Source organism: Pedobacter sp. N23S346, from assembly GCF_048515415.1.
In the GTDB taxonomy this organism is placed as follows: domain Bacteria; phylum Bacteroidota; class Bacteroidia; order Sphingobacteriales; family Sphingobacteriaceae; genus Pedobacter.
On record NZ_JBLYEE010000001.1, the window covers coordinates 23,919 to 47,995 of the forward strand.

Consider the following 24,077-nt stretch of genomic DNA (forward strand, 5'->3'; position numbering starts at 1 on the left):
ATAATCCTTGAGGTAACCTTAGAGGCTGAGTAATTGCGTTAAGTATCTGGTGAATTAATTAAGCATTAAATTATTTTAAATACCTTGTTCTTATGATTAATGCAACACATAATGTTTTAATTGCTTCTTAACATAGAGTTTGGATCTAGAAAAAGTATATTTCACTAAAAATTCGGTGAAAAGAAAATTCCTGTTTTTACAAAAGGACTTAACCCTTTCTTTCCAATTATCAATTTTAAAATGATATGTTTCAGGATAGACCTTAATTCTCGCAATCCATGCGGCAAGAAATTTTAAAACTAGTTTCCGAACCTCATCTTCATACGTTTTCGGGCTTATTTGGCCCTTATTGATAAACTCGTCTAGAATGAAAGTATAATTGTCTACAAAAACTGTAATTAAATCATATCCTCCTTTTTTTTGAACTTCCAATACTTCAAAGATTTTTTCGTTATAGATTTGAACTTTTTTACCTGTACTAATTAATCTAAATAAGACGTCTGTCTGAGTTAAAAGCAAATGCGAATATCTATTAAAATCGTTTATTTCGTCGAAATCACTTTTCCATAACCCAAATGCACCGATCCAATTAGAATTATATGACACTTTCGAAACGAACTCATCAAGATTTTTACATTCTAAAGAACTAGCAGTCGATTCACCATTAGAAAAAAACAAGATTTTTTTTTCAGTCAAGTTAGAGTCTATCGTGCTAAGCATTTTCTGTAAGGATCCATCTTTATGTTTTAATGTATCATTATTTAGTTTCAGAAAAAGTCCATTACCCCTTCTCATCGCCAGTTCAAAGTTTTTGTCAACTATATTTATGTCATTTCTATAATATAAAATCTTTTCTCCATAAATTGACGTAAACTCGTTTGCTACTTGTTTTGTATTATCATCCGAACAGTTATCAGAAATAATTATTTCGACTTGATCAGAATCAATAAATACTTTTTGACATACTATAGATTGGATAGTATCTCTCAAATATACTGCCCTATTATAAGTTGGAATACATATGGATAGCTTAATACTTTGCATTTGAATATTGTCAAACATTTCGTGTATAATATAAAGGAACTAAACGAAATCTTTAAGGATTTCAGTACGATGCAAATTGTTTTTTTTATCTATTGTTTCATTAGTTATATGATTTTGGGCCTCGTAAATTTTGATATTTTTTATCAAGTCATAAAATATGTTCATCTCAGCTAAAGTCAATGCTGCAAAACCCGTTTTATAACCTTTTTCATAAAAATAGTTTTTTAATAAATTTTTCAAGATTACATATATTGAATAAAAAACGGATGTCTTGGCTTGTGAATGCCCATTTGTATCTAATTCACTATCAGTATATTTGTTGAGCTTTGATAAATGTGAGTCGAGTGTATTGTCTATGAAATGATGTACGAAATATTGATGAGGAAGATTAAAAATTCTAGATTCAGATATCATCGCCTTTCCCATTCCGTGAATAAAATTATCCTTAAAATCGTAGGCTCCTTTTTTAAAAAATCTATTATTCGCAGATTTAAAGGAATCATTGCAAAAATCACCATAAAAATAGTTTTTACGATAAATTTTAATTGCATCAAACTTGTTCGAGGCTACAACTTCAGAAACTCTTTCTAAAGTATCTTTACTCATATGTTCATCTGCATACCCCAAGAAAATCCAATCAGTTTTGACTATTTTAAAAAGAGCATCCATTACGATCTCATTCTCAACAAATGCATGATCTGTTTGGGGTCTTACAAATACTTCACACCCATTATTAGAGGCGATTTCATGGGTCTTGTCTGTACTACCTCCATCAGCCAGAAGCACCGCTCCATATTGCTCATAATTCTTTATTACCCGCTCTATCCTATGCTCCTCATTGTAGGTAAAAATCACGAATGTTATCATAGTATTTTCTTAAGATTTTTTCTTGTATTAAAAACAATGTAAGCCAGGTAAGCAGCTATTACCATCTGTGTAATGACTATAGGAACTCCTACTGTATAGACACTTAAATTCCTCGTATAATAAAGACAGAAAAAAGTGATAATAAAAATTGTTAAACCTGTCAAGCTCGCCTTAATTGTTGTACTAGTTAAATTATGGATTGTTAAGTAAACAGTTAAAGCTCCAATTAGAAAATTCCCAGCTTCTGAAACTACCCCATATAAAATTAAAGTTGAATATTTTACAAATGCCTCCTTAGTAAGTAACAAGACAATATAGTCTGCAAGGAAGTAACTCACTAAAAGTATACCTGCAATAGATAAAAGTGCGTAAGTTATATAAGTCTTAATATAACTCCCATGAGTTTTGTAGAGATTAGGTATAAAGAGCTGAGAATAAATTGTTGAATATGCGTTCATCCCATTTGTACCAACATTAGATACTGTCGCATAAACGCCGACAACTTCAACTAAACCCAATGGCACTAAAATCATCCTATATCCTTGGAGCTGTATCCAATTTATTACGGCACCTAAAGATATAGGATATGAAAATTTGATGATTTCAAAAGATTTAAAAATCTGAATCTTTGAGTTTTTATATTCTTCTGTCCTGCTTACCAATAAAAAAAGCAGTAAGAGACTCATTATTGATGCACTAAGTATTGATAATAAAATTACTTTTGAGGAGGACACAAAAAAATGAATTGAAATGAAATAAATAGCCAATTTCATACTCCCTTCAAATAACAAAGAATAAATCGCTACCCTACGTTTCTCTAAATTATTAATAAAGCCCCTTAACAGGTTAACAAAGTAGGTACTAACTGATAAAATTGTTATAATAATAACAATCTCTACATAGGTTTTATTTATAATATAAGAGCCTAATATTGCTACAAAAAGGATGATGCCTGTTAATTTCAAGACCCAGATATTTATTCCCAGAAAAGATTTTAGCGAACTAGAACTATCCTTCAATCTATAAATCTGTGATTGTTGGAAATAATCCAGTGGAACTAAAATAAAGGCATTCAAAGAATAAGATAACGTAAAAAGGAAATAGTATAATCCCAGTTCGAATAAAGTCGTATGGCTACTATACGCTTTTAAAAAAAACAACTGTAAAATAACTACTAAGATTCGAACAATTCCAACCTCTAATATTACCGATTTTTTCAATTATGAAAGTCCTAAAAGAATTTAAATATTATGCAGAAATATAGTCTCTAATCACATCAGCAATATAATCATAGTGAGTTTCATTTAATCCAGGCCAAACACCTAACCAAAATGATTGATTCATAATGATGTCGGTATTAGTTAAATCACCAACAACCCTGTGCGCTACATTTGCATAAGCAGGCTGTCTTAACAGGTTACCTGCAAATAACAATCTTGTTCCAATTTTTTTCTCTTCTAAATGCTGAACCAACATATGGCGATCGTTTGAATCACCTTCTCTTAACGTTAACAAAAAGCCAAACCACGATGGCTCAGAATTAGGTGTAGCTTCAGGTAGTATAAAAACATCTTCGAATTCTTTCATCCTGGAATATAAAGCTGCAAAATTTTCGCGACGACGTTGGATAAAGAAATCTAGTTTTTTAAATTGAGACACGCCAAATGCAGCCTGCATATCAGTAACCTTTAAGTTAAAACCAATATGAGAATAGGTATACTTGTGATCATAGCCATAAGGTAACGATCCTAATTGCTGTCCAAAACGACATCCACAGGTATCATCTTTACCAGGCAGGCAATAACAATCCCTTCCCCAGTCTCTGAAACTTTCGGCTGATTTTGCAAGATCGGGATTGTTTACAATTACAGCTCCACCTTCACCCATAGTCATATGGTGTGCTGGATAGAAAGAAAATGTTGAAATATCACCGAAAGTTCCGGTTTTCTTTCCTTTATAAGTAGCGCCTAAAGAATCACAATCATCTTCTACTACCCATAAATTATATTTTTTAGCAACACGCATTACCTCGTCCAAATCGAATGGATTGCCTAATGAGTGCGCAATCATAATCGCTTTAGTTTTCGGAGATACAGCAGCCTCAATTAGATCTGCTTTAACGTTATGCGAAGCAACATCAACATCTATAAAAACAGGGATGGCTCCAAATTGTACAATTGGATTAACGGTGGTTGGAAATCCGGCTGCAACAGTAATCACCTCATCGCCAGGTTTAATGGCACGGTCTCCCAACTTTGGAGAAGTTAAAGCATAAAATGCAACTAAATTTGCGGAAGAACCTGAGTTCACTAAAAGTGCTTTAGTTGCCCCAAAATATTGAGCAAATTCATGTTCAAATTGACTCGCAAAACGACCAGCAGTCAACCATCCATCTAATGTTGCATCAACACCTAACATAATATCCTCCTCGTCTAGAACTTTTCCTGTTACAGGAATATAGTTTTGACCAGGAATAATGGTTTGAGTTGTGTTCTGCTTTGCAATTGCACGCAATGCAGTTTCTAGATTTGAATCAGTGATATTCTTTAACATATGTTTTGTATTGTTCTGTATTTATCTAATTATAAGTATTAAGTGCCTTCCATTTCTATAGGCGTGGCGAAAGGTTCCATTTCAGTAATAGGCTTTCCAAATGCTATCTTAGGATAGGTATTGGTATGGGGGTCAACCATCACTTGTAAAAGCTGTGGTTTGTCTTTATTTTCTGCGCTCCAAAGCCAATCTACGCCAGATTGAATTTCATCAGGATGCTCAATAGTGATTGCTTCAATTCCATAGGCAATGGCAACTTTTGTAAAATCCGGAGCGCTATATCCCCAATAGGTAGATTGATATCTGGATTCAAAATAACTATCCTGAAATTGTCGGATCATGCCAAGTGTTTTATTATTCAACACTACGATCTTTACTTTAAGGTTATTTCGTACAATTGTCTGCAATTCCTGAATGTTAATTTGCATACAGCCATCACCGATTAATACCACTACGGGTTGATTATTCAGGGCCACGCATGCGCCTATGCCTGCAGGTAAGGAAAAGCCCATAGCCCCCATCCCGCCAGAGGTCATAAAGTGCTGCCCCTTTGACAGTTCTAAAGACTGAGCAGACCACATTTGGTGGCTTCCTACATCAGCTAAATACACTTTATTTTCACTTCCTGCTTGAGAAAGTGCATGCATAAACTTATTTGGATTAATACCTTCTGGAGTAAGCTCACTCGTGTCAGGCCATTCTGTTCTCAATTCGTTAATCCGTGTAAGCCATTGTTGAGGTGCCACGAATACCGAATCTTGAGCAGCTTTTTCAAACGCCTCAAAAAACTTACCTAGATCAGCGATGATTGGAATACAGCCTAAGACCCGGTTATTGATCTCTCCGGATTCACAATCGATATGATATATTTTTCTATTCTCAATAAACTTAGTATCTGCACCAGTTTGCCTAATGTCTAACCGGCTGCCCAATACAATAAGCAGGTCGCACTCCCCAAAGGAAATGTTGGCCCACCGGTTTCCATAACTTCCAATAAACCCAACCCTCAAATCATCTTGATAAGCTATCGTATCAAGCCCCAATAAAGTGGTAACCACAGGCACTTGCGTTTTTTCAACAAAATGATCAAAAGCGATTTGACTGGATGCTGCCTTTATGCCACGGCCGGAAAGAATTAATGGTTTCTTAGCTAATTTAATGTCAGCGATTAAGTCGTTTAGCGTATTTACAGAGATGTTCGCAGCTACATCTTTCTTCACATAGTTATCTGACACCTCTATCTGTGCCCTTTGCACATTCATTGGGATATCGATCAGCACTGGCCCTGGTCTTCCAGAAAGTGCCAAAGCAAATGCCTTTTCAAAAACCTCCTCCAGTTCATTGGGATCATTAACGAGATAACAAGCTTTAGTGATCGGTTTAGCCATAGCAACAATATCGGTCTCCTGAAATCCCAACTGGCGGATATCGCGATCACCTTTTTGCTCATGTGTATTTACCTGCCCGGTAATGAATACAGCAGGAGTGGAATCAAAATAACAACTTCCAATTCCGGTAAGCAAGTTCGTCGCCCCTGGACCACTTGTTGCGAGTGCTATTCCAGGTAAACCAGTAATGCGTGCATAACCTTCTGCTGCAAATGCTGCAGCCTGCTCATGGTGCATCGTAACAATTTTTATTTTGGTTGTTTGGTTTAAAGAATCTAAGATATGAGTAATCATCCCTCCCGAAAGTTCAAATACACTTTCAATTCCTTTTTTGCTCAAAAAGCTGGCAATAAAATCAGATGCCTTCATGGAAATTTTATTTAGATAGGTAATAATTTAAGGTTTTGGACAAAGCTACGTTAAAATCAGTAAAATCAATCACTCCAATTTCATTAGTGAGCTTCGTAATATCACCCTCAATATGCATCGACTGGTTCTGACGATACGGGATAGCCCCAAAATTGAGCTGAAAAGATGGATTTATTGCATCTCTGATTTGACTAAGCAGCGACTTCAATGTTAACGTATGATTTCCTGAAACATTATAAATCCCGGATTTAATTTCAGATTTTACAATCAATAACAAAATTTTCGCAAAATCACCTGCGTATAAATAAGCGTATTGTTGTGCACCACCAGTGAAATCCATTTCCATTCCGGTTTTCATGGTGTTGATAACAGACGGGATCAACCAGCTGTCACTTTCCCGCTCACCAAATACAGAAAATACCCTTAACCAAAGCCAATTGATATGATTGAGTTCAGAATAAGTCTTTAAAATTTGTAAACAGCTTAACTTAACACTTGCATAAGCACTCATAGGCTGCACCAAATCATCTTCTGAAACTTTGTGGCTAATATTGCCATATTCTGCCTGAGAGCCAAGAAAGATAAATTTCTTTAAATCCAGTCCTTGGGTAACCTCTAGAAGGTCAATCAAAAGCGCTATATTTTTTGCCTGTAGAGACCATTGATTTCGATCGTTAGCTTCAACACCGATCCATGCACAATGGATAATTTCAGTAGGCGACTGAGCAATTACCTGCGCTTTCCAGTCACTGCCATTGTCAAGGTCTATCCATTTGATATCATCAGCAAAAGAAGTACACCTGGATAAATTAGATGTACTTCTTTTTAGTCCAATAACCTCAATATTATTTTGGTTTAATATTTCTGCAATATGCGATCCTAAAAAACCTGTAATACCAGTTAATAATACTTTACGCATTTAGGTATGCTAAAATTTGATGTGCGGTGACGGCATCTATATTTTGCTTATCAGCTACGAATGACTTATACCAGCTTATGGTAGTTTCAACGGCCTTAGCCGCATTCAATTTTGGTTGCCAGTGAAGATCAGCAATAGCTTTACTGATGTCTAATTTGAGTAAGCCTGCTTCATGGGGTTGGTTTGGCAACTGTTCAACTTTGTAGTTTCCAGTCCCCCAGCAATCAATCGCAAGCTTTAACATTTCGCTCACTGGTAAGGCATCCGTCGCATAAGGCCCGAAATTATAAGCCACTCCAAATTTAACAGGATCAGCTTCTAAATTCATACCCAATATCAAATAGGCGATAACCGGCTCCAGAACATGTTGCCACGGACGTACAGATTTAGGGTTTCTAACAACTATTTCTTCATCATTTGATAATGCTTTAGCAATATCCGGGATTAAACGATCTTTAGACCAGTCGCCTCCGCCAATAACGTTCCCGGCCCTGCCAATCGCAATGCCTTTATGGTGTTCGTTAATCTTAGCCTTATTAAAAAATGAATTTTTATAAGAATCGATAACCAGTTCCGTACAGGCTTTACTGGCACTATAAGGATCATAACCGCCTAAACGATCATTTTCTCGGTATGGATAATCCCATTCGTTATTGTGATAAACCTTGTCTGTAGTAATTAATACAACAGAACACTTTTTTTCCAGCAAGCGAACGGCATCCAACAGGTTTGCCGTACCAATGGCATTGACTTCAAAAGTCTCAGAAGGAATATCATAAGATAACCTGACCAGAGGTTGCGCGGCTAAATGAAAAATATAGTCTGGCTGAAAATCAAGGATAGATTTTTTTAGTACTTCACGATCCCTCAAATCGGCGATAACTGATTCACATATCCGATCACCATCGATTAAATGATATAAATCATTTTCGGTTTGAGGCGCTAAGGCGTAGCCTTTTACTTCAGCTCCCAATAGCTTCAGGGTCTTAAGCATCCAGGATCCTTTGAATCCTGTATGACCGGTAAGGAAAACTTTCTTACCGGAATAAGTTTGCTTTAGTTGATCTAACATACTACCAGATTTTCCATTTTGCTTGACCAGTAGACCAAAGCTGTTCCAATTCAATCCGATCCCTTAAAGCGTCCATCGGTTTCCAAAAGCCGCTGTGTTTATAGGCTGCTAACTGTCTGTCGTTTGCAATTTGTTTCAATGGAACATTCTCCCATTGTATCTCATCCATGTCTCCTTCAAGATATTTGAAAATACCGGGTTCTAAAACGAAGAAACCGCCATTAATCCACATCCCATCGCCTTGAGGTTTTTCTACAAAGTGATTTACAGAACCATCCTCATCCATTTCGATGTTCCCAAAACGCCCGGGAGTTTGAATGCTGGTTAAGGTGGCCAACTTACCATGGCTTTTGTGAAAGTCAACAAGATTAGTGATATTAATATCCGCTACGCCATCACCATAGGTCAGCATGAAAGTTTCATCCTGCACATATTTTTGGATTTTTTTGATCCTACCTGCTGTATTGGTAGTTAAACCCGTATCAACTAAAGTTACTTTGAAGGACTCAGAATTGGAGAAATGAACATCAACTTTATTTTGTTCAATGTCAATGCTTACATCAGAGTTATAAAGATAGTAGTTTAAAAAGTACTCCTTAATGCTTTGCGCTTTATAGCCCAGGCACAATACAAAATCATTGTAGCCATAGACCTCATAGATTTTCATAATATGCCATAAAATAGGCTTACCACCGATTTCGACCATTGGTTTCGGCCTGGCTTCCGTTTCTTCCATAAGCCTGGTACCTAAACCACCAGCAAGAATTACAACTTTCATATGTTTAATTTTGAATTTCTATTTGTACGTTTTCTGTTAATGGATGTGAGCAACACAATAAATACTCATGTTCTTCTAAATCACTTCTTTCCTTGGTAAGGCCAATCATTTTAAGCGTCCCACTCAATACTTTGCCTTTACAGGTACTACAATTACCGGTCTGACAGGAATAAGGCAACTCTATATCTGCATCTAAAGCTGCCTCTAAAATAGTTTTGCCTTTAGCGATCTCTAATTGATGAACTTTTCCTTCAAAACTGAGGGAAATTTCCTGAGTATGGATATCTATAAAGTCCTTTGGATCTTTAACCAATTCAAAGTCTTCTGAATAAACATTAATTAAGCGCCCAAATTTAGTTTGGATGGCACTTTTAACTGACTCTTTCAAACCCGTGGGTCCGCAGATGTAATGCGCACAGCAATTTGGGTCGAGTTCAGCGTCTAAAATAGATAAAGCTTTATCCTGATCAATTCTCCCTTGAATCAGATAGGGATTACCCTCATCAAGTACAAGTTTAGTATGAAAATGTCTAATGGTTAACCGCTCAGCGTACTGAGTTTTTAAGGCTTCAATCTGATCTTTAAAGATAGTCGTTTCATGGTTTTTATTCCCATAATTTAAATGAACATTTATACGCGAAGTTGAGCTAAGAATATGCTTAATGATAGATATTAGTGGCGTAATGCCGCTGCCAACGCCCCAGAAATAAACATCAGTCAGATCATCATTTGCTTCAAAAATAAAATCGCCCATTGGAGACATCACTTCAATGGAATCCCCAACATTCACCATATCATTGATATGGTTAGAAACTAATCCATTTTGAACCCGCTTTACAGTAACTTCCAGATAGGAATCTACGCCGGGACAAGATGAGAAGGAATAAGGACGGATATAACGTCTGCCATTAATTCTAAAAATTAACGTGAGATACTGACCAGCAAGATATTTAATTTTCTTTAAACCGGGTTGTTTGAAGCATAAGGTAATAGTGTCTTCAGTTTCCTTTCTAATCTCAGCAACCTTTAGTGTGTAGTTCATAGATCTTATCCCTTAAATTTTTTAAGAAGAGACATGAATGTACTCTTTGTTTCATTTTCTCCATAAGATCCGTAGCCATAGCCATAACCGTAATCTTTTGGAACGATGTCATTGACAACTATCCCCAAATTATTCATTCTGTTGGTCCTGTATAATTGATCAACGATAGATAGTTGATTCTTTTGGGTAACTTTTTGCCTAACGATATACAAAGTTACATCAGCATACTTTGCTAGAAGCTGGGCATCTGTGATGATACCAACAGGAGGAGCATCCATGATAATATAATCAAACTGCTCTTTCAATTGGGCAATAAGATTATCAGTATGCTCAGACATAATGGTTTCTGCCGGATTTGGAGGTAAAGGGCCGGAAGAAATGATGAACATATTTGGATTAATCGCCAATGGTTTAGTGATATGCTGAATCTTCACAGATGGATCTATCGTGTAGTTACTAAAGCCGGTAATATTGGCAACGCCCAATTTCGCTGAAAGACCGGGCTTGCGCAAGTCAAGCTCCATTAATAGGACTTTTTTGCCAGCGAGTGCTAAAATGTTACCTAAATTAATTGCAGTAAATGATTTACCCTCTCCAGATGCACTTGATGTTAGTAGTATGACTTTCTGATTTGGGTTTTTCAGATAAAAGGAAAGATTCGTCCGCAATGCTCTAAACTGTTCAGAAATAGCTGATCTTCCCTGATGTGCCACAATTAAATTGTCTGTACTACTATTGTGGTTAATTTCACCAATAATTGGTGTGATCGTTGCAGAGGTAATATCTTCTTTAGTAGAAACCGTGGTATTTAATAAGTTAATTAATATTATAAATACTGTGGGAATAATAAGCCCTATTACTATAGCAATCAGATAAATCGTATTTTGCTTTGGGCTGATTGGAGCAATGGCAGATTTTGGAGGATCTATTGTCTTTGCTATTGCTAAATTTGATGTTTTGGAAATAGCAGTTTCTTCAGCTTTTTGCATTAAAAATATATACAACTCTTGTTTGATTTGCTGATTTCTGGCAAGCTTTAAATAATCTTTTTCAATTTGAGGTACTTGCTCACCCCGCCCCTCAACCTGATTGAGTTGAGAACGAAGCTTATCTCGGGTAATAATATAACTATTTTTCGAACTTTGTATATTACTCAATAATCCAGCTCTTAACCCAGAGATTTGTTCATCGATGTTCTTTATAAAAGGGCTTTCCTCCGTATCGCTCAACAGGCGTTTATCTCTCTCTATTAGTAAAGAATTATACTGACTCATTATACCAGAAAATACCATATCTGATGAAAGTAGAGAAGCTGGAAAAACCCTCTTATTTTTGTTTTCATCTTTTAAATAGCCCTCCAGTTCACTTAATACAGTGATTTGAGTTTCCGCCTTCGCTAACTCATTCCTAAATTCAGAGGTGCTCTGAACAAGCAACTTGCTTTGTTCAGACATGTCAGTCAATTTATTATTCTGCTTAAACCTCTCTTGCTTATCCTCAACATCACCTAATTCTCCAGAAATGATGCTTAGTCTTTTTTGGATAAATGTAGTCGTACTATCTGCGATAATATTCTTTTCTTCAAGGCTTGATGAGATATATCGATTTATTACGGCCCTTAAAATATCTTCACCTTTTCTAGGGTGCGGATATGAAAGTCCTAAATCCATTATAGTCACCTGTTTGTTCGTTACACCGACTGTCATTTTACCTTGTAATTCTGCAACACGATCATCTATTGAGGAAACGTGAATTAAAAATTTACCCTTTCCAAGCTTTGCAAGGCCAGTTGGCATTAATTTTACTACGCCTACTCCTTTCAAGCTAAACTCTTGATTAAACCTTATTTCCTTTTCAAAGTCGTTGGCGGAAACTTTAAGTGTATTAGAGCCAGTCACATCTACCGTGACCAACGTTTGAGAAATGGTATCTAATGCTTTTGTAATGGATAATTTGATTGGCGTTTGGTATATTTCCCTTTTCTTGAAACCTACCTGCTCCTGATAAACAATATTAAGTTCCATCTGACGAACTACCTGTTCCATCAAAAATCTTGTCCTTAAAATTTCAACTTCATTATCTACAGAACTTTTCCCACCCATAATCCCACCAAGATCCATTAAAGCAGAACTTTGTGCTCCAGGTGATCCACCTTTATCGCTACTATTGACTAATACTTTTGAGCTGATCTGATAGATAGGAGGGGTATACTTCGAATAGAAATAAGCAATTATCAAGGAAATGAGGACTGCGCCAAGATATAAATACCAGTTATCTAAAAGTTTTAATATTATTTTCCTAATATCAATTGTTCCGTCTTCATCTTCTGCACGAAAATCTAAATTTTGTTCTGGAATTGAGTTCATTTATAAATTATTTTTATCTGAAACTAGTGATAGCAATAATGATTACAGAAAGCACCGATGCCAATACACTTACGGTTTGAATTTGTGCAGAATTAGATGCCGACACCTTTCGTTTGTTAGGCTCCACGTAAACTACGTCATTTTGTCTTAAATAATAATAAGGGCTGTTAAAAATCTCTGATGAATTTAAATCTAAGCGGGCAAATTCTTTTTTTCCATTATTATCCCTTACAATCAATACATTCTCCCGGCGGCCATAGATCGTCAAATCTCCGGCGAGACTTAGTGCATCTAGAATGGTAACTTTCTCATTCGGTAATGTATAGGCCGAAGGAGCATTTACTTCACCTAAAACGCTTACCTTAAAATTTGCAAAACGCAATTGCACATTAGGTTCTTTATAAACCACGGCAGCCTTCTCTCGAATTAATTCTCGTGCTTCATAAGTCGTCAATCCGGCAACTTTAACTTTACCAATTAAAGAAAGTTCAACATCTCCATTCTTGTCTACTAAAAAGCCAGAAACTTGCTGCGCCGTTGCAGAGGTATTTGCAGATCCACCTAAAATATTATTGGATGCCGCTTGATTAACAACCACCCCGTTTTGCGGATTCAATGTAAAAACATTAATACTTAAAATATCATCTGGCTGTATGATGGGTTCCGTGAATTTTGTCGCATTTTCGAGTTGCGCTTGATTGACGGTTTGAATATCCTGAAAATAGGCGATTTTTTTATTGCTTACACAAGAAGTGGTAAAGCAAAAAGCAACAAGTAATATAATATAGCTATACTTGTTTTTGTTGAAGTTGTATTTGTTCATAGGTGTTTAATGGGTAGGCAATTGAGGTAAACAATATTAAGATTATTCAAAGCATCTGATCCTTATCTTAACTTCTCAAATACATACCGTGCCAATTGCAAACTTAATCATTTAAATGTAAAAACAAAGAGGGTAAATGCTAACTCATATAGCCTAAACATATTTAGGTCTTAACTATTTAAAGTTAATTTGTCTTATTGAAATAGATAAACAAGCCCAATCTTAGCATGTAAATTATTAACATCCTGTTTATTCCAATTCCAGTAATCACCAGGAGGATTACTGTCCTGCCATTGATATTGATAATTTAAAGATTTAATATAAGTAAGTTGTGCGTTTGCAACGAACCGCTTAAAATTCCAAGAGAAAGTACTCCCGATGGCTAAATCAACCCAATGCCTGTTGATATATTGTCTTCGATCCGGTGAAGCAAATGCAAATTCATAAAAGAGATCATTATTATTAACTTTTCGTTCCAATTGAAAACCTATTCTTTTCAATCCCTTTACCCAACTTACATCTAAGGTCTGTAAATTACTTCCAGGGCCAATACCAGCGCCAAGTACCTGCCCTTGATTAGTATATCCATCCAAGACTTGTCCATGAACGTACCAGGTAGGGTAATCTCTTAACTGCGTAGTTGCACTTCTTTCTAACTGCGTTAGTTCTACACCAACCTGAATAAATTCATCACTTCTTTTTAGTGGGATTAACTTTCTCACCCCAACTACGTACGCCCGGGTATGCTCTGGTTCTGCCACTGCATCACGCAAATCGAATGAATGGTCATTTCTCCCAAATTGAAAATAAATTTCTGCCTTACTTTCCGTAAATACATATTTAGTAAAGAATGAAATATACTGATCTCTTTCAGCTGCATCTTCACTATAAGTACCTTCTGGCGTAACATAGCCTACTTTTTCTACCTGAGAAAAAATAGGGAAATAGTCCCCAAAACTCTTACCCATTTTTGATCGGTTTACAATAAAGGTCCGGTCAAAACCCAGGTATAAACCTGGTACCCATTTGGGCTGATAGGTCAAGACCATGCCGGAAAAGTAACGCCATTCATAAGGTTTTTGAGCCAACTCATTTCTAATGGCTTGAGGAACAGTAGGATCACGGTTTAAAGTGAAGCCTGATTGCTCCAATCTTCCACCTACGATTTGCGCTTCAAAGGAACCAATATAGGTTTTTACAGGGCGGGTAGTATTCAAAGTTAGGTGTCTAAACCCAGAAGCATTGTTTGTCATCAACAAAGAGTTTCGAACCCCCGGCCCCCACCATAAATTTTCATTCGAGAATCCGGCAGAAACAGGCCCAACATTCAAGCGGATGCTGCTTTGGCCTAAACTTAACTTTGAATATTGTTTGTTTCCCATACGATCTGGAAGATCAATTCTATTATAATAATAAGTTATTGGCGTATTCCAAAATACCCCGTTTGGTGCATCTGCCAGGCGCTGGAATTGGCTATTTTCAGCAAAAACAAACTCTGGCCTCAATTGAATGCTTAACGGACCAATCTTGGCATAGATTCCTCCCGAAATTTGTGTCTGATAGCCCTTTGCCTGTACCATCGAACCATCATTCATGCCATAAGGATGGTGAGAATTAAATTGTTGTTGCCAGGAGACTGGTAAGGCGTAGATTTGTGTCTTGAGTTTAGGATTGCTATACAATAACTTCCTGAAATGGTTTAAAGAATAATTGGTATCCGGATCTAAAGCCAGGTCATTTCTGTCCGACATAAACATCGGTCGGATCATATACGAACTGTTTGAAGTATCCTTGCCCAATAGTTGCTGCCTTCTGTAAGCGTCTTCAACATTTTCCAATAAACCAACTGGTAAAGTCTGGGCGAAAGCCACTGCATTTACAAAGAACAGCATTAGGGAGAGATAGAAAATTCTCATAGTTTATGATATGTTTTGTGGTATGAACGCTAAAATGCTTGCAAAGGTATGCAAAGTTTCTCCTGAAGTGAAACTTTTTTAATTTCGAACAGGCTTCATTAGCTATTTATTTGCTTGTATTATCTATTTATAGCTAATACAATAAACTTTTTTTCAAAAACATATAAATCAAGCCTTTAAAATCTCTAGATCTGGCCTGGGAATAAATTGTTTGGTTTCGGATTAAAAAACTAACGCAGGTGTTTTCAAAAAAACCGGGGTTTAATTATTTAGAACAATTTGCTGTTTTAATTGATTTTAATGCGTTTATTTGAGGTAGTATAAAATTACGCTTAAGCTTAACAAATTGAATATTCCAATTGCCATGCTGCACCATGTAGCCGAGCAGCCTCACCCGAGTTTGCAGCGATGGTCTATCAGTCATCATAAATTTTTAGAATTTCTGAACAGAATCGAAGAAAAGGGATTACAGACCACCACCTTCGAAGAAATGATCACCCTAAAATTATCTTCCAAAGATTTACAGCACAAAATTATAATCACTTTCGACGATTGCGCTGCTGAGCTTTTTGAGTTTGCAATTCCGGAATTATTGAAACGGAAGATGAAAGCGGTTTTCTATATGCCATCTAACCACATTGATGGACAAAATATTTGGGACATTGAAGAATATGCCATGGCCAGCGTCAAGTTGATGGACATCGGCCAGCTTAAGCATTTATTAAGTTTAGGCATGGAAATAGGCAGTCATGGCGAAAAACACATTAAATTAAATAAAGTAGACGAAGCCGCTGCATATCTGGATATCGCCAACTCAAAAAAAACACTCGAAGATTTACTGAACCATAAAGTTTATTCCTTTGCCTACCCTTACGGCAAAATCCCCGCTAAACACCAACAAATGTTAACAAAAGCAGGTTATCACTTCGGTTTGGCCATTTATACCCCTTTCGAAAGTAAATATGCGCTTCGCCGGTTCGCCATTAATGAATCCGATGATCAAAAGATTATTGACATGAAATTAGGGAAGAGATATCGCCTGATGCGATTAATTTATGATCCGATTCTGCTTTTGAAGAAAAACCTGAAAAGCAAATAAAAGCTAAATTTGCTTATGCTAATAATTCATTAACATAACTTCTAGATCACATAAAAAATCTTATTATACAGCCACCTAGCCGAAAAAGTACCAATTGGCAGATAGAGGCCTTTCCCGTCGCCTGGCGATGTTGTTAAAACAGTCGTCTTCCTGAACTTAATTCAGGACCTTTTCACTATTTACTACTATTTTTTTTCAGTCGCTAGCTGCGAAATATCATTATTACACGCCCTTTCCCTCCCGGGGAAAGGTGCCGAGAGGCGGATAGGGGCCTTTCCTATCGCATGGCGATGTTGTTAAAACAGTCGTCTTCCTGAACTTAATTCAGGACCTTTTCACTATTTACTACTATTTTTTTTTCAGTCGCTAGCTACGAAATATCCTTATTACACGCCCTTTCCCTCCCGGGGAAAGGTGCCGAGAGGCGGATAGGGGCCTTTCCTATCGCATGGCGATGTTGTTAAAACAGTCGTCTTCCTGAACCTAATTCAGGTCCTTTTCATTATTTACTACTAATTTTTTCAGTCGCTAGCTGCGAAATATTCTTATTACACGCCCTTACCCCTTCAGGGGAAAGGTGCCGAGAGGCGGATAGGGGCTTTTCCCATCGCATGGCCATGTTGCTAAAACACTCGTCTTCCTGAACTCAATTCAAGACCTTTTCATTATTTACTACTAATTTTTTTCAGTCGCTAGCTGCGAAATATCCTTATTACACGCCCTTTCCCTCCCGGGGAAAGGTGCCGAGAGGCAGATAGGGGCCTTTTCGATCACATGGCCATGATGTTAAAACACTCGTCTTCCTGAACTTAACTCAATACCTTTTCATTATGTACTACTAATTTTTTTTCAGTCGCTGGCTGCGAAATATCCTTATTACACGCCCTTTCCCTCCCGGGGAAAAGTGCCGAGAGGCAGATAGGGGCCGCTCCCTCTCCTCCGGGGAGGGCTGGGGTGGGGCGCTAAAAAAAACACGGGTATGCACCTCTGCATACCCGTTCCTTCACTAAATAATTACAGTTACTATTTGCGGTCTTTAATCTTAATAAGCCATTGTAAAAATCGGCTGATGAAAAAACTAACTGTTGCACCCAGTGCGGCCAGCAGAATGGTTTGCATCACGGTGCTTTGAATTTGCCCCATTAAACTAAAAGAGACACCACCCAACACGCCCATTTTCGTTTCCGCACTATTCATCTTTTCCTGTTACTTTAACAATGCCGGCAATAACGGCGATATACTGCGCAAGGATAAAAATTTTACCAGGTAACTTCAGCGGCGAGGCCAGCAATACCGTTGCAGCGCTACCAGCGAGCTGGATAGATTTTTTAACCATTGGTAACCAGCCTTTCCCCGAAGGCTTGATCACACCATTTTGAATGTTACTTTTCAATTTTAGTTACAGCTGCACGTTTGAGCCAATACAGCAAATAAAACTAATGCGGGGCGGGCACCGCCCCCGCGTCAGTAAGGTTATTTTATAGAGGTGATAACCAAAAACACCTTTTCTCCTGCATCCAGTGCGGGATAAACCAATCCCTGCAACCTTTCCAGTGCAATCCTGCTGTAAGTTCCCTGACCTTCGCCCGTAATTTTGCTTACAGGAGCAATACAACCTTGCAATTCGCGCAGCGCAAAGTTTGCCGGGTGGATCAGGATCGCCTCGCGGTTAGGTACAATACTCAGCGCAAGTTGCAAACCATGCTGGCTATGTTGCCGTTTAACCAGTAAATACCTACCCTCCGGAATACAGCTAATGTTACGCTTGTTGTTTCGCCACGGCAATTCAATGCTCTCGCAGATCAGTTTACCCTGGTAGCTGATTTTGCCATTGGTACCACCTTCCCCATAGGTTCGGTTTAATAACAACTCCATTAAACACCTTGGATTCTGGCGAGCGTTAAACCGTTAAACGCCCCATTGCTCAATGGATAATCAACTTGATTAACCCTTTGATAGAAGCTAATCCCTAACAGTAAAAACAAGGGGCTTGTGCTACCAGCTGTCAATTGACAATCTAATCTCGAAGCGGCCACAGCAATGTCCTTTACACTCATCATTTCACTTTCCACTACATCAAGCTGAAAACGCTCCTCTTCAAAATTAATTGCAGCAGAAGCAGCGCTTAATTTGAAATGGGTAGAACCCTGTGGCGAATTAATCAGGTCTCTGGCACTGTAAGCTGGCAAAGTAATGCTTAATACCCCGGTGGCCCGGTCAATTAAAGCCTCGTACGGTACATTAATGGTGGTACCAATTGGTGCTTTAATGTTAAACTCAAAGCCTGTTAACAATTCGGTTTCTGCATCTAAAACCATTCTTAACCCACGCTCATTTACCGAGTCGGCCTGGATTACTTTCAGCATCTCCTTCATCAGCCTGTTGCTAATTCTCGAATCAGCCAGCTGGCTGGTCAAGGTTTTAAAAGCAATCCGCATAAACTTTCCGGCTTTGGTTGCGCGGCCAAATTCAGCCATGTTCTCCCTGGTTCGTTCAAACTTAGGGTCACCTGCAATACGGCTGGCACTGATGCCACCTTTTTCTCTTGCTAAATAACCATCTCTTGTTTTGTAAAAGGTCAAATCCCCGATTCTTCCATTTAATTTAATAATTCCTTCCTGACGTGCCATAATATATAGTCTTACATCTGCTTACAAAATTGCGGCAAAAGCAAAAACCCTGGGTTTCAAAATGAAGCTTTTGCAGTTTATATAACTTTTAATACAGAATTGCATTTTTAAACAGTATTTGTGAGTTGGAAAAAATAAAATTTTTATAGATATTAGGCCGCATTAGTCGTCATTCTTTTATTACTGCTTAGGAAGGATACTTTCGCGCTTATGCCGATAAGTAGGGCACCTCCATACTGTTGCGGTTTAACTCAACAACACATGAAAAGAGTATGTATTTATCCGAAAGATGTTAGTATTTTAACTGGCAAGAGCCTGGCCCAGGCACAAAGAGTGCTCAGAAATTTACGGTTTTTGTTAAATAAACGCAAAGACCAGTACATTACCTTCGAGGAGTATGCAAATTATTCGGGCATCGATCTCGAATTGATAAGAAAAATTTGCCTCATTGCCCCACTCGCCATGGCCGCAACCTGCTGTTAAAAAACAAAACCCGCCCCACATCCCCGGGTTTTGTTTCTTATCCTAAAACGTCAAACTCCGCTGATTTTTTTTCAGCATTTGCTTCACTTAGGCGCTGTCTAAAATTATAATTCATCAACTTACGAAATTTCCAAAGCCTGTGCGCTGAAGAATTTCGTCAGTTTTGATGATAATACCACAAACTTTCGAAGTATCTCCCCAAAAAAGGCCACCAAAACTTCGCAAGTTGATCTTCGTTTATGAAATTAAGACAGTCTCTTAGAAGCTGTCTAAAAATTATAATTCATCAACTTACGAAATTTCCACAGCCTGTGCGCTGAAGAATTTCGTCAGTTTTGATGATAATACCACAAACTTTCGAAGTATCTCCCCAAAAAAGGCCACCAAAACTTCACAAGTTGATCTTCATTTATGAAATTTAGACAGTCTCTTAGAAGCTGTCTAAAAATTATAATTCATTAACTTACGAAATTTCCAAAGCCTGTGCGCTGAAGAATTTCGTCAGTTTTGATGATAATACCACAAACTTTCGAAGTATCTCCCCAAAAAAGGCCACCAAAACTTCGCAAGTTGATCTTCGTTTATGAAATTTAGACCGTTTCTTAGGCATGCTCAACTTTTTTACCGAATGGTAAGTTACTTTTAGTTCTATGCCCATTGGTGCCCCATCCGCAGTTAGTGAATGTTATCATTAGCACTTTCTCCTTCAAAAAAAGGTGCCGACAGGTAAATAGGGGCCTCACCGCCCTGCTAAACAAACATTAACCCACCACTATCCTCACCCATTACGCCATCCGGCCTGGCAGGATTTCGCAGAAAAGCACATTGAAATTCTTGCACAAAATTTCAAATCCCCAATAACCAAGGAAATATGCAGCGAGGGCTGGACTGCAGCAAAGACTAAGCCTCATATTGCCGCTCTAAGGATTTCGATGCTGCTATTCAAGAAAGGATGCAAGCCTTGATTTTTGTTTCTTTTTATCAAGAAAAAGAAAGACGCCCGTCTGGCTAAGACAAAGAAATATCATTTTAAATAATCAATATTATTACGCACTCTTTCTCCTTCAAGAAAAGGTGCCGACAGTCAAATAGGTGTTAACCACCTCGCCTCAAAAAATCCTTATTACACGCCCTTACCCCTTCAGGGGAAAGGTGCCGATAGGCGGATAGGGGTTAAAAATCCCTATATAAATTCCTGAACGTGCTTCTTAAACCAAAAGTAACCAATCCTGTATTTTGAGCAGTAAGTGCCGAAGATTCCCTTCTGATAATCCCACCTATCTCTGCACGAAGATTATACTTTGGATTAATCAGGTAAGAAACCTTAGCTTCAGTAAAGAATAGGTTTGTTTTTATTCCCTGACCGGTATTCACCCCATAATCCTGTACACGGGTTTCATAACTTAAAAAGATGTTTTTACCATAATTCAGGCCTGCCGGATCTGCACCATAATTGGCATAAATCATTTGGCCTTGAAAATCAAATCGTTTGTAGCTATAATTCAACAAGCCCAAAAATTCCCTGAAATTAGCACCAAATGGATGCGCCAGTGGCTGGTTCATAGCGGCATAGTTAGATACCCGATCAAAGTGCGCATAGGTATAAGGCTTCGCGGTATTAAATTCGGCCAGATAATTTAAGCGGGGGACTTTAAATAAATCGGAGCCCCTGAAACCAACCTGAATAGCATGTTTATTGGCCCAGTAACCATTGCTCGAAAAAATTTCTTTAGCTGTAAACTCATCAAACATAAACTGACCGTAAACAGTAGTTTTATCCAAAATCTCATATTTTAAATTAACGCCTAAACGCATTTTATCCGGAGAAGTGGTATTAGCACTTTCCACAGAACGCAGGAAAATAAATGGATGTGCGTAATTAAAATCGAAACCCCTTTTCCCTTCTTTCTCAGCATCAGCCCAGGTTACCGCCTGGAAAAATCCTGCAGAGAAACGTTTAGTAATGTTCCAGTCAAGGTAATGAGCAGCCATCCACTTTCCACGATCACCTAACCTCCGGTCTTCTGTAAATCTTTCCGCGCCTGGGTCTAGCATATAAGCAAATATCGTTTGATACTGCACATTACCTAAAGTAGCCCTCAACCTTAAAAAAGAGTAGTTGGCGGCCACATCAGAAAGCAACATCGAACGGTAACCATCTCCAATAAAGTTTTTATCATAACCCAGGGCAATATTTAAATGTTTATTAGCAGTGAAGGAAAGTAAAGCGGTAGCGTACGACCAGTCTTTTGTTTTTCCATCCAGTTTACCTGTCATCTCACTTGGTACAACCTGGTTCGTGTTGATGAAATCGGTTACGTAATTGGCGAAAACACCCTGATTTTCATAAGCACTGGCATAGAAAGAAAATTGCTTTCCAATATCGCCACCAATCTGGAAACCCCTTGTATTTAACCAGGTAGTTTTACTTTCTTTAAACTCCCTTCCAATTTGAAAATCGGGCAGGAAATCAATATAAACATTGTAATCATCGCCATTAAAATTCACCAGATGTTCATCCGTAAGCTTTCTTCTGATCCAGCTCCTTTTATTCAGGCTATCTACACCAAGTTTCATTAAGGATTGATATTGGCCAACCAAAACACTGTCATCAGCATAAAACCCCCTGATGGAACTGTGGAAACTAGAATTGATATCATAAACAGAAGGATTTAACTTCTGATAGAATTGATAAGAATAGGGAATATTTTGGTTTGGTGTTTGTGCAAGTGCAACATTATTCAAGGCGAATAAGGTAAGGATAGCAAACAATAAAATTATAAGTGGCGCATTAGTTTTTTTCATCCGTATGGTCTAGTTCTTCGTAAATGGAATTATTGCTTTTGTATTCCTGCACCAATTGTTTCATCATCACCACTACTTGTCTGTTATCGTTCAATTTGGCACAGTTGATTAATTTGTAGATGTGTTGTTCTACATCATTAAATATATATTCCCTCACCTTCCCAATCATAATTTTATGGTGGTGAGTCGGCATGGTATTTTCATTATCATTCAACAGTTCTTCAAACAATTTTTCCCCCGGCCGAAGACCAGTGTACTGAATCTTAATGTCCTGGTTGGGTATAAGTCCGGCTAACCGGATCATTTTTTTCGCCAACTCCACAATTTTAACAGATTTACCCATATCGAAGATGAAAATCTCACCCCCAACACCCATATTTCCAGCCTCCAAAACCAAACGGCAGGCCTCTGGTATGGTCATAAAATAACGGGTAATTTCCGGATGGGTAACCGTAACCGGACCTCCCTTTTCAATCTGATGTTTAAACCTGGGAATAACGGAGCCGTTTGAGCCCAGTACATTGCCAAATCTGGTGGTTATAAATTTGGTGATTGGATGAACATTCAGTTCGTTAATATAACTTAATCCGTTACTGAAAATATGATTTTGATTAATTAATGTGTTGTTTAAAGATTGCACGTAAATCTCTGCAATTCTTTTGGAGGCACCCATAATGTTGGTGGGGTTAACCGCCTTATCGGTAGAGATCATCACGAACTTGCGCACCCCATATTTTACAGACAGGTCGGCCACAATTTTGGTGCCCATTACATTGGTTTTAATGGCTTCGCAAGGATTATCTTCCATCAAAGGCACATGTTTATAGGCTGCTGCATGATAAACGAAATGTGGCTTATAGGTTTGAAACAAATGCTCCATTCTTTTGATATCTCTTACGTCGCCTACGGCGGCGTGATAATTAGAATTTTGATTAGACTCTTCCAGCTCCAGGTAAAGATCATGTAATGCCGTTTCAGACTGATCATTTAAGATAATCAAACTGGGTTCAAACTTCAGCAACTGCCTTACAATTTCGCTGCCGATAGATCCGGCAGCTCCTGTAATTAAAATCCTTTTGTTTTTAATCTGACTGCGGATGCCCTCAACATCAATTTCAATGGTTTTCCGGTTGAGTAAATCCTCTATATTTAAATTTTGAATTTGCGAAGACTGTAGCTTACCATCTATCCAAACGTTCGATGGCGGGATATTTAACACCACTACATCGTAAGCTAAACAAGCATCAACAATTTCATTTTTGACATCGATCGGGATACTGAAGGAGGCAAAAATAAGTTCATCTATCTCCCTGTTCGAGATTAATAATTTTAATTCTTTTGCATCTAAAATCTTAACGCCATCAATGGTCTTTCCAACTTTCCGCACATCGTCATCTACAAAAGCAACAATATTCTTATTTACCCGGTTATCATGGTCGAATGTTCTTTTAGTGGCTACACCCGCTTCACCGGCACCATAAATCACCACCCGCATTTTATCCAGGTTCAGATTCTTAACATAGGTAAAAAAGTACTTGATCAGGATTCTATAGGTAATGAGCATTACAAAACTAACCAGACCATACACCACCACAATAATATTAGAGATCAGCATCTTAGTAGTAAAGGCAAGAATACTTACATTTAATATAAACAAAACGGCGCTACTCAGTACCACCGCAAACAAAATGCGAAAGGTATCCTGGGCGCTGGTATAACGGATAATCCCGCTATAGGATTTTACAGATAGAAAAACAATAATGTTGATAGCGATGGTGACCAAAGCACTGCGGCTAAAGTAGATCACATCCAGGTCGGTGATGTCAAAATTATACCTAATAAAATAGGCAACTCCGAGGGAGATAAGGCAAATCATCAAATCTATGATGAAAATTAGCCAGCGGGGTACTATATTAACTTTGC

Annotated in this window: 20 protein-coding genes; 2 read left to right on the top strand and 18 right to left on the bottom strand. The window is 37.8% G+C overall.

Annotated features, from left to right (window positions below):
* Positions 1 to 96: 96 nt before the first annotated feature.
* The 12 genes from ACN1CD_RS00115 to ACN1CD_RS00170 form a co-directional block, all read right to left on the bottom strand.
* A complete protein-coding gene (locus tag ACN1CD_RS00115; RefSeq protein WP_419128207.1) occupies positions 97 to 1,062 on the bottom strand; it encodes a glycosyltransferase in 966 nt (321 codons plus the stop codon).
* Between the two features lie 21 nt (positions 1,063 to 1,083).
* Complete coding sequence (locus ACN1CD_RS00120) at positions 1,084 to 1,899, bottom strand: glycosyltransferase (protein WP_419128208.1); 816 nt, start codon at positions 1,897 to 1,899, stop codon at positions 1,084 to 1,086.
* Between the two features lie 8 nt (positions 1,900 to 1,907).
* The gene (locus ACN1CD_RS00125) at positions 1,908 to 3,131 is read right to left on the bottom strand and encodes a hypothetical protein (protein ID WP_419128209.1); all 1,224 of its coding nucleotides are present in this window, start codon (positions 3,129 to 3,131) and stop codon (positions 1,908 to 1,910) included.
* A gap of 28 nt (positions 3,132 to 3,159) precedes the next feature.
* Entirely contained in the window at positions 3,160 to 4,464 is a 1,305-nt protein-coding gene (gene rfbH, locus ACN1CD_RS00130; RefSeq protein WP_419128210.1) for a lipopolysaccharide biosynthesis protein RfbH, read from the bottom strand.
* A 38-nt stretch (positions 4,465 to 4,502) separates the two neighbouring features.
* Positions 4,503 to 6,221, bottom strand: a complete 1,719-nt coding sequence (locus tag ACN1CD_RS00135; protein WP_419128211.1) for a thiamine pyrophosphate-binding protein — start codon at positions 6,219 to 6,221, stop codon at positions 4,503 to 4,505.
* A gap of 7 nt (positions 6,222 to 6,228) precedes the next feature.
* Positions 6,229 to 7,140, bottom strand: a complete 912-nt coding sequence (locus ACN1CD_RS00140) for an NAD-dependent epimerase/dehydratase family protein (RefSeq protein WP_419128212.1) — start codon at positions 7,138 to 7,140, stop codon at positions 6,229 to 6,231.
* Positions 7,133 to 8,212, bottom strand: a complete 1,080-nt coding sequence (gene rfbG / locus ACN1CD_RS00145; protein WP_419128214.1) for a CDP-glucose 4,6-dehydratase — start codon at positions 8,210 to 8,212, stop codon at positions 7,133 to 7,135. Before rfbG ends, ACN1CD_RS00140 begins: the two co-directional genes overlap by 8 nt.
* A gap of 1 nt (position 8,213) precedes the next feature.
* Entirely contained in the window at positions 8,214 to 8,990 is a 777-nt protein-coding gene (rfbF, locus tag ACN1CD_RS00150; RefSeq protein ID WP_419128215.1) for a glucose-1-phosphate cytidylyltransferase, read from the bottom strand.
* Between the two features lie 4 nt (positions 8,991 to 8,994).
* Positions 8,995 to 10,032, bottom strand: coding sequence for an FAD-binding oxidoreductase (locus ACN1CD_RS00155; protein ID WP_419128216.1), 1,038 nt, complete (start codon positions 10,030 to 10,032; stop codon positions 8,995 to 8,997).
* Positions 10,033 to 10,037: 5 nt separating this feature from the next.
* Entirely contained in the window at positions 10,038 to 12,398 is a 2,361-nt protein-coding gene (locus ACN1CD_RS00160; protein WP_419128217.1) for a GumC family protein, read from the bottom strand.
* 13 nt (positions 12,399 to 12,411) lie between these two features.
* Positions 12,412 to 13,221, bottom strand: a complete 810-nt coding sequence (locus tag ACN1CD_RS00165; protein WP_419128218.1) for a polysaccharide biosynthesis/export family protein — start codon at positions 13,219 to 13,221, stop codon at positions 12,412 to 12,414.
* 194 nt (positions 13,222 to 13,415) lie between these two features.
* Positions 13,416 to 15,137, bottom strand: a complete 1,722-nt coding sequence (locus ACN1CD_RS00170) for a capsule assembly Wzi family protein (protein WP_419128219.1) — start codon at positions 15,135 to 15,137, stop codon at positions 13,416 to 13,418.
* 346 nt (positions 15,138 to 15,483) lie between these two features.
* Here ACN1CD_RS00170 and ACN1CD_RS00175 point away from each other — a divergent pair, with 346 nt between their 5' ends.
* A complete protein-coding gene (locus ACN1CD_RS00175; protein WP_419128220.1) occupies positions 15,484 to 16,236 on the top strand; it encodes a polysaccharide deacetylase family protein in 753 nt (250 codons plus the stop codon).
* A 1,023-nt stretch (positions 16,237 to 17,259) separates the two neighbouring features.
* Here the strand turns inward: ACN1CD_RS00175 and ACN1CD_RS00180 are convergent.
* The 4 genes from ACN1CD_RS00180 to ACN1CD_RS00195 all read right to left on the bottom strand — a co-directional run bounded on the left by ACN1CD_RS00180 (position 17,260) and on the right by ACN1CD_RS00195 (position 18,866).
* A complete protein-coding gene (locus tag ACN1CD_RS00180; protein ID WP_419128221.1) occupies positions 17,260 to 17,433 on the bottom strand; it encodes a hypothetical protein in 174 nt (57 codons plus the stop codon).
* A complete protein-coding gene (locus ACN1CD_RS00185) occupies positions 17,426 to 17,629 on the bottom strand; it encodes a hypothetical protein (RefSeq protein ID WP_419128223.1) in 204 nt (67 codons plus the stop codon). Before ACN1CD_RS00185 ends, ACN1CD_RS00180 begins: the two co-directional genes overlap by 8 nt.
* A gap of 80 nt (positions 17,630 to 17,709) precedes the next feature.
* Entirely contained in the window at positions 17,710 to 18,111 is a 402-nt protein-coding gene (locus ACN1CD_RS00190; RefSeq protein WP_419128224.1) for a DUF5675 family protein, read from the bottom strand.
* Positions 18,111 to 18,866 (bottom strand): hypothetical protein, encoded by a 756-nt coding sequence (locus tag ACN1CD_RS00195; protein ID WP_419128225.1) that lies wholly within the window; start codon positions 18,864 to 18,866, stop codon positions 18,111 to 18,113. Before ACN1CD_RS00195 ends, ACN1CD_RS00190 begins: the two co-directional genes overlap by 1 nt.
* A gap of 261 nt (positions 18,867 to 19,127) precedes the next feature.
* Between ACN1CD_RS00195 and ACN1CD_RS00200 the strand changes: the two genes are divergently transcribed.
* A complete protein-coding gene (locus ACN1CD_RS00200; RefSeq protein WP_419128226.1) occupies positions 19,128 to 19,349 on the top strand; it encodes a hypothetical protein in 222 nt (73 codons plus the stop codon).
* A 1,173-nt stretch (positions 19,350 to 20,522) separates the two neighbouring features.
* On the opposite strand, the gene ACN1CD_RS00205 is transcribed toward ACN1CD_RS00200, so the two are convergent.
* Complete coding sequence (locus tag ACN1CD_RS00205; protein WP_419128227.1) at positions 20,523 to 22,154, bottom strand: gliding motility protein RemB; 1,632 nt, start codon at positions 22,152 to 22,154, stop codon at positions 20,523 to 20,525.
* The gene (locus tag ACN1CD_RS00210) at positions 22,141 to 24,030 is read right to left on the bottom strand and encodes a polysaccharide biosynthesis protein (protein WP_419128228.1); all 1,890 of its coding nucleotides are present in this window, start codon (positions 24,028 to 24,030) and stop codon (positions 22,141 to 22,143) included. The genes ACN1CD_RS00205 and ACN1CD_RS00210 overlap by 14 nt, the downstream gene beginning before the upstream one ends.
* Positions 24,031 to 24,077 lie beyond the last annotated feature (47 nt).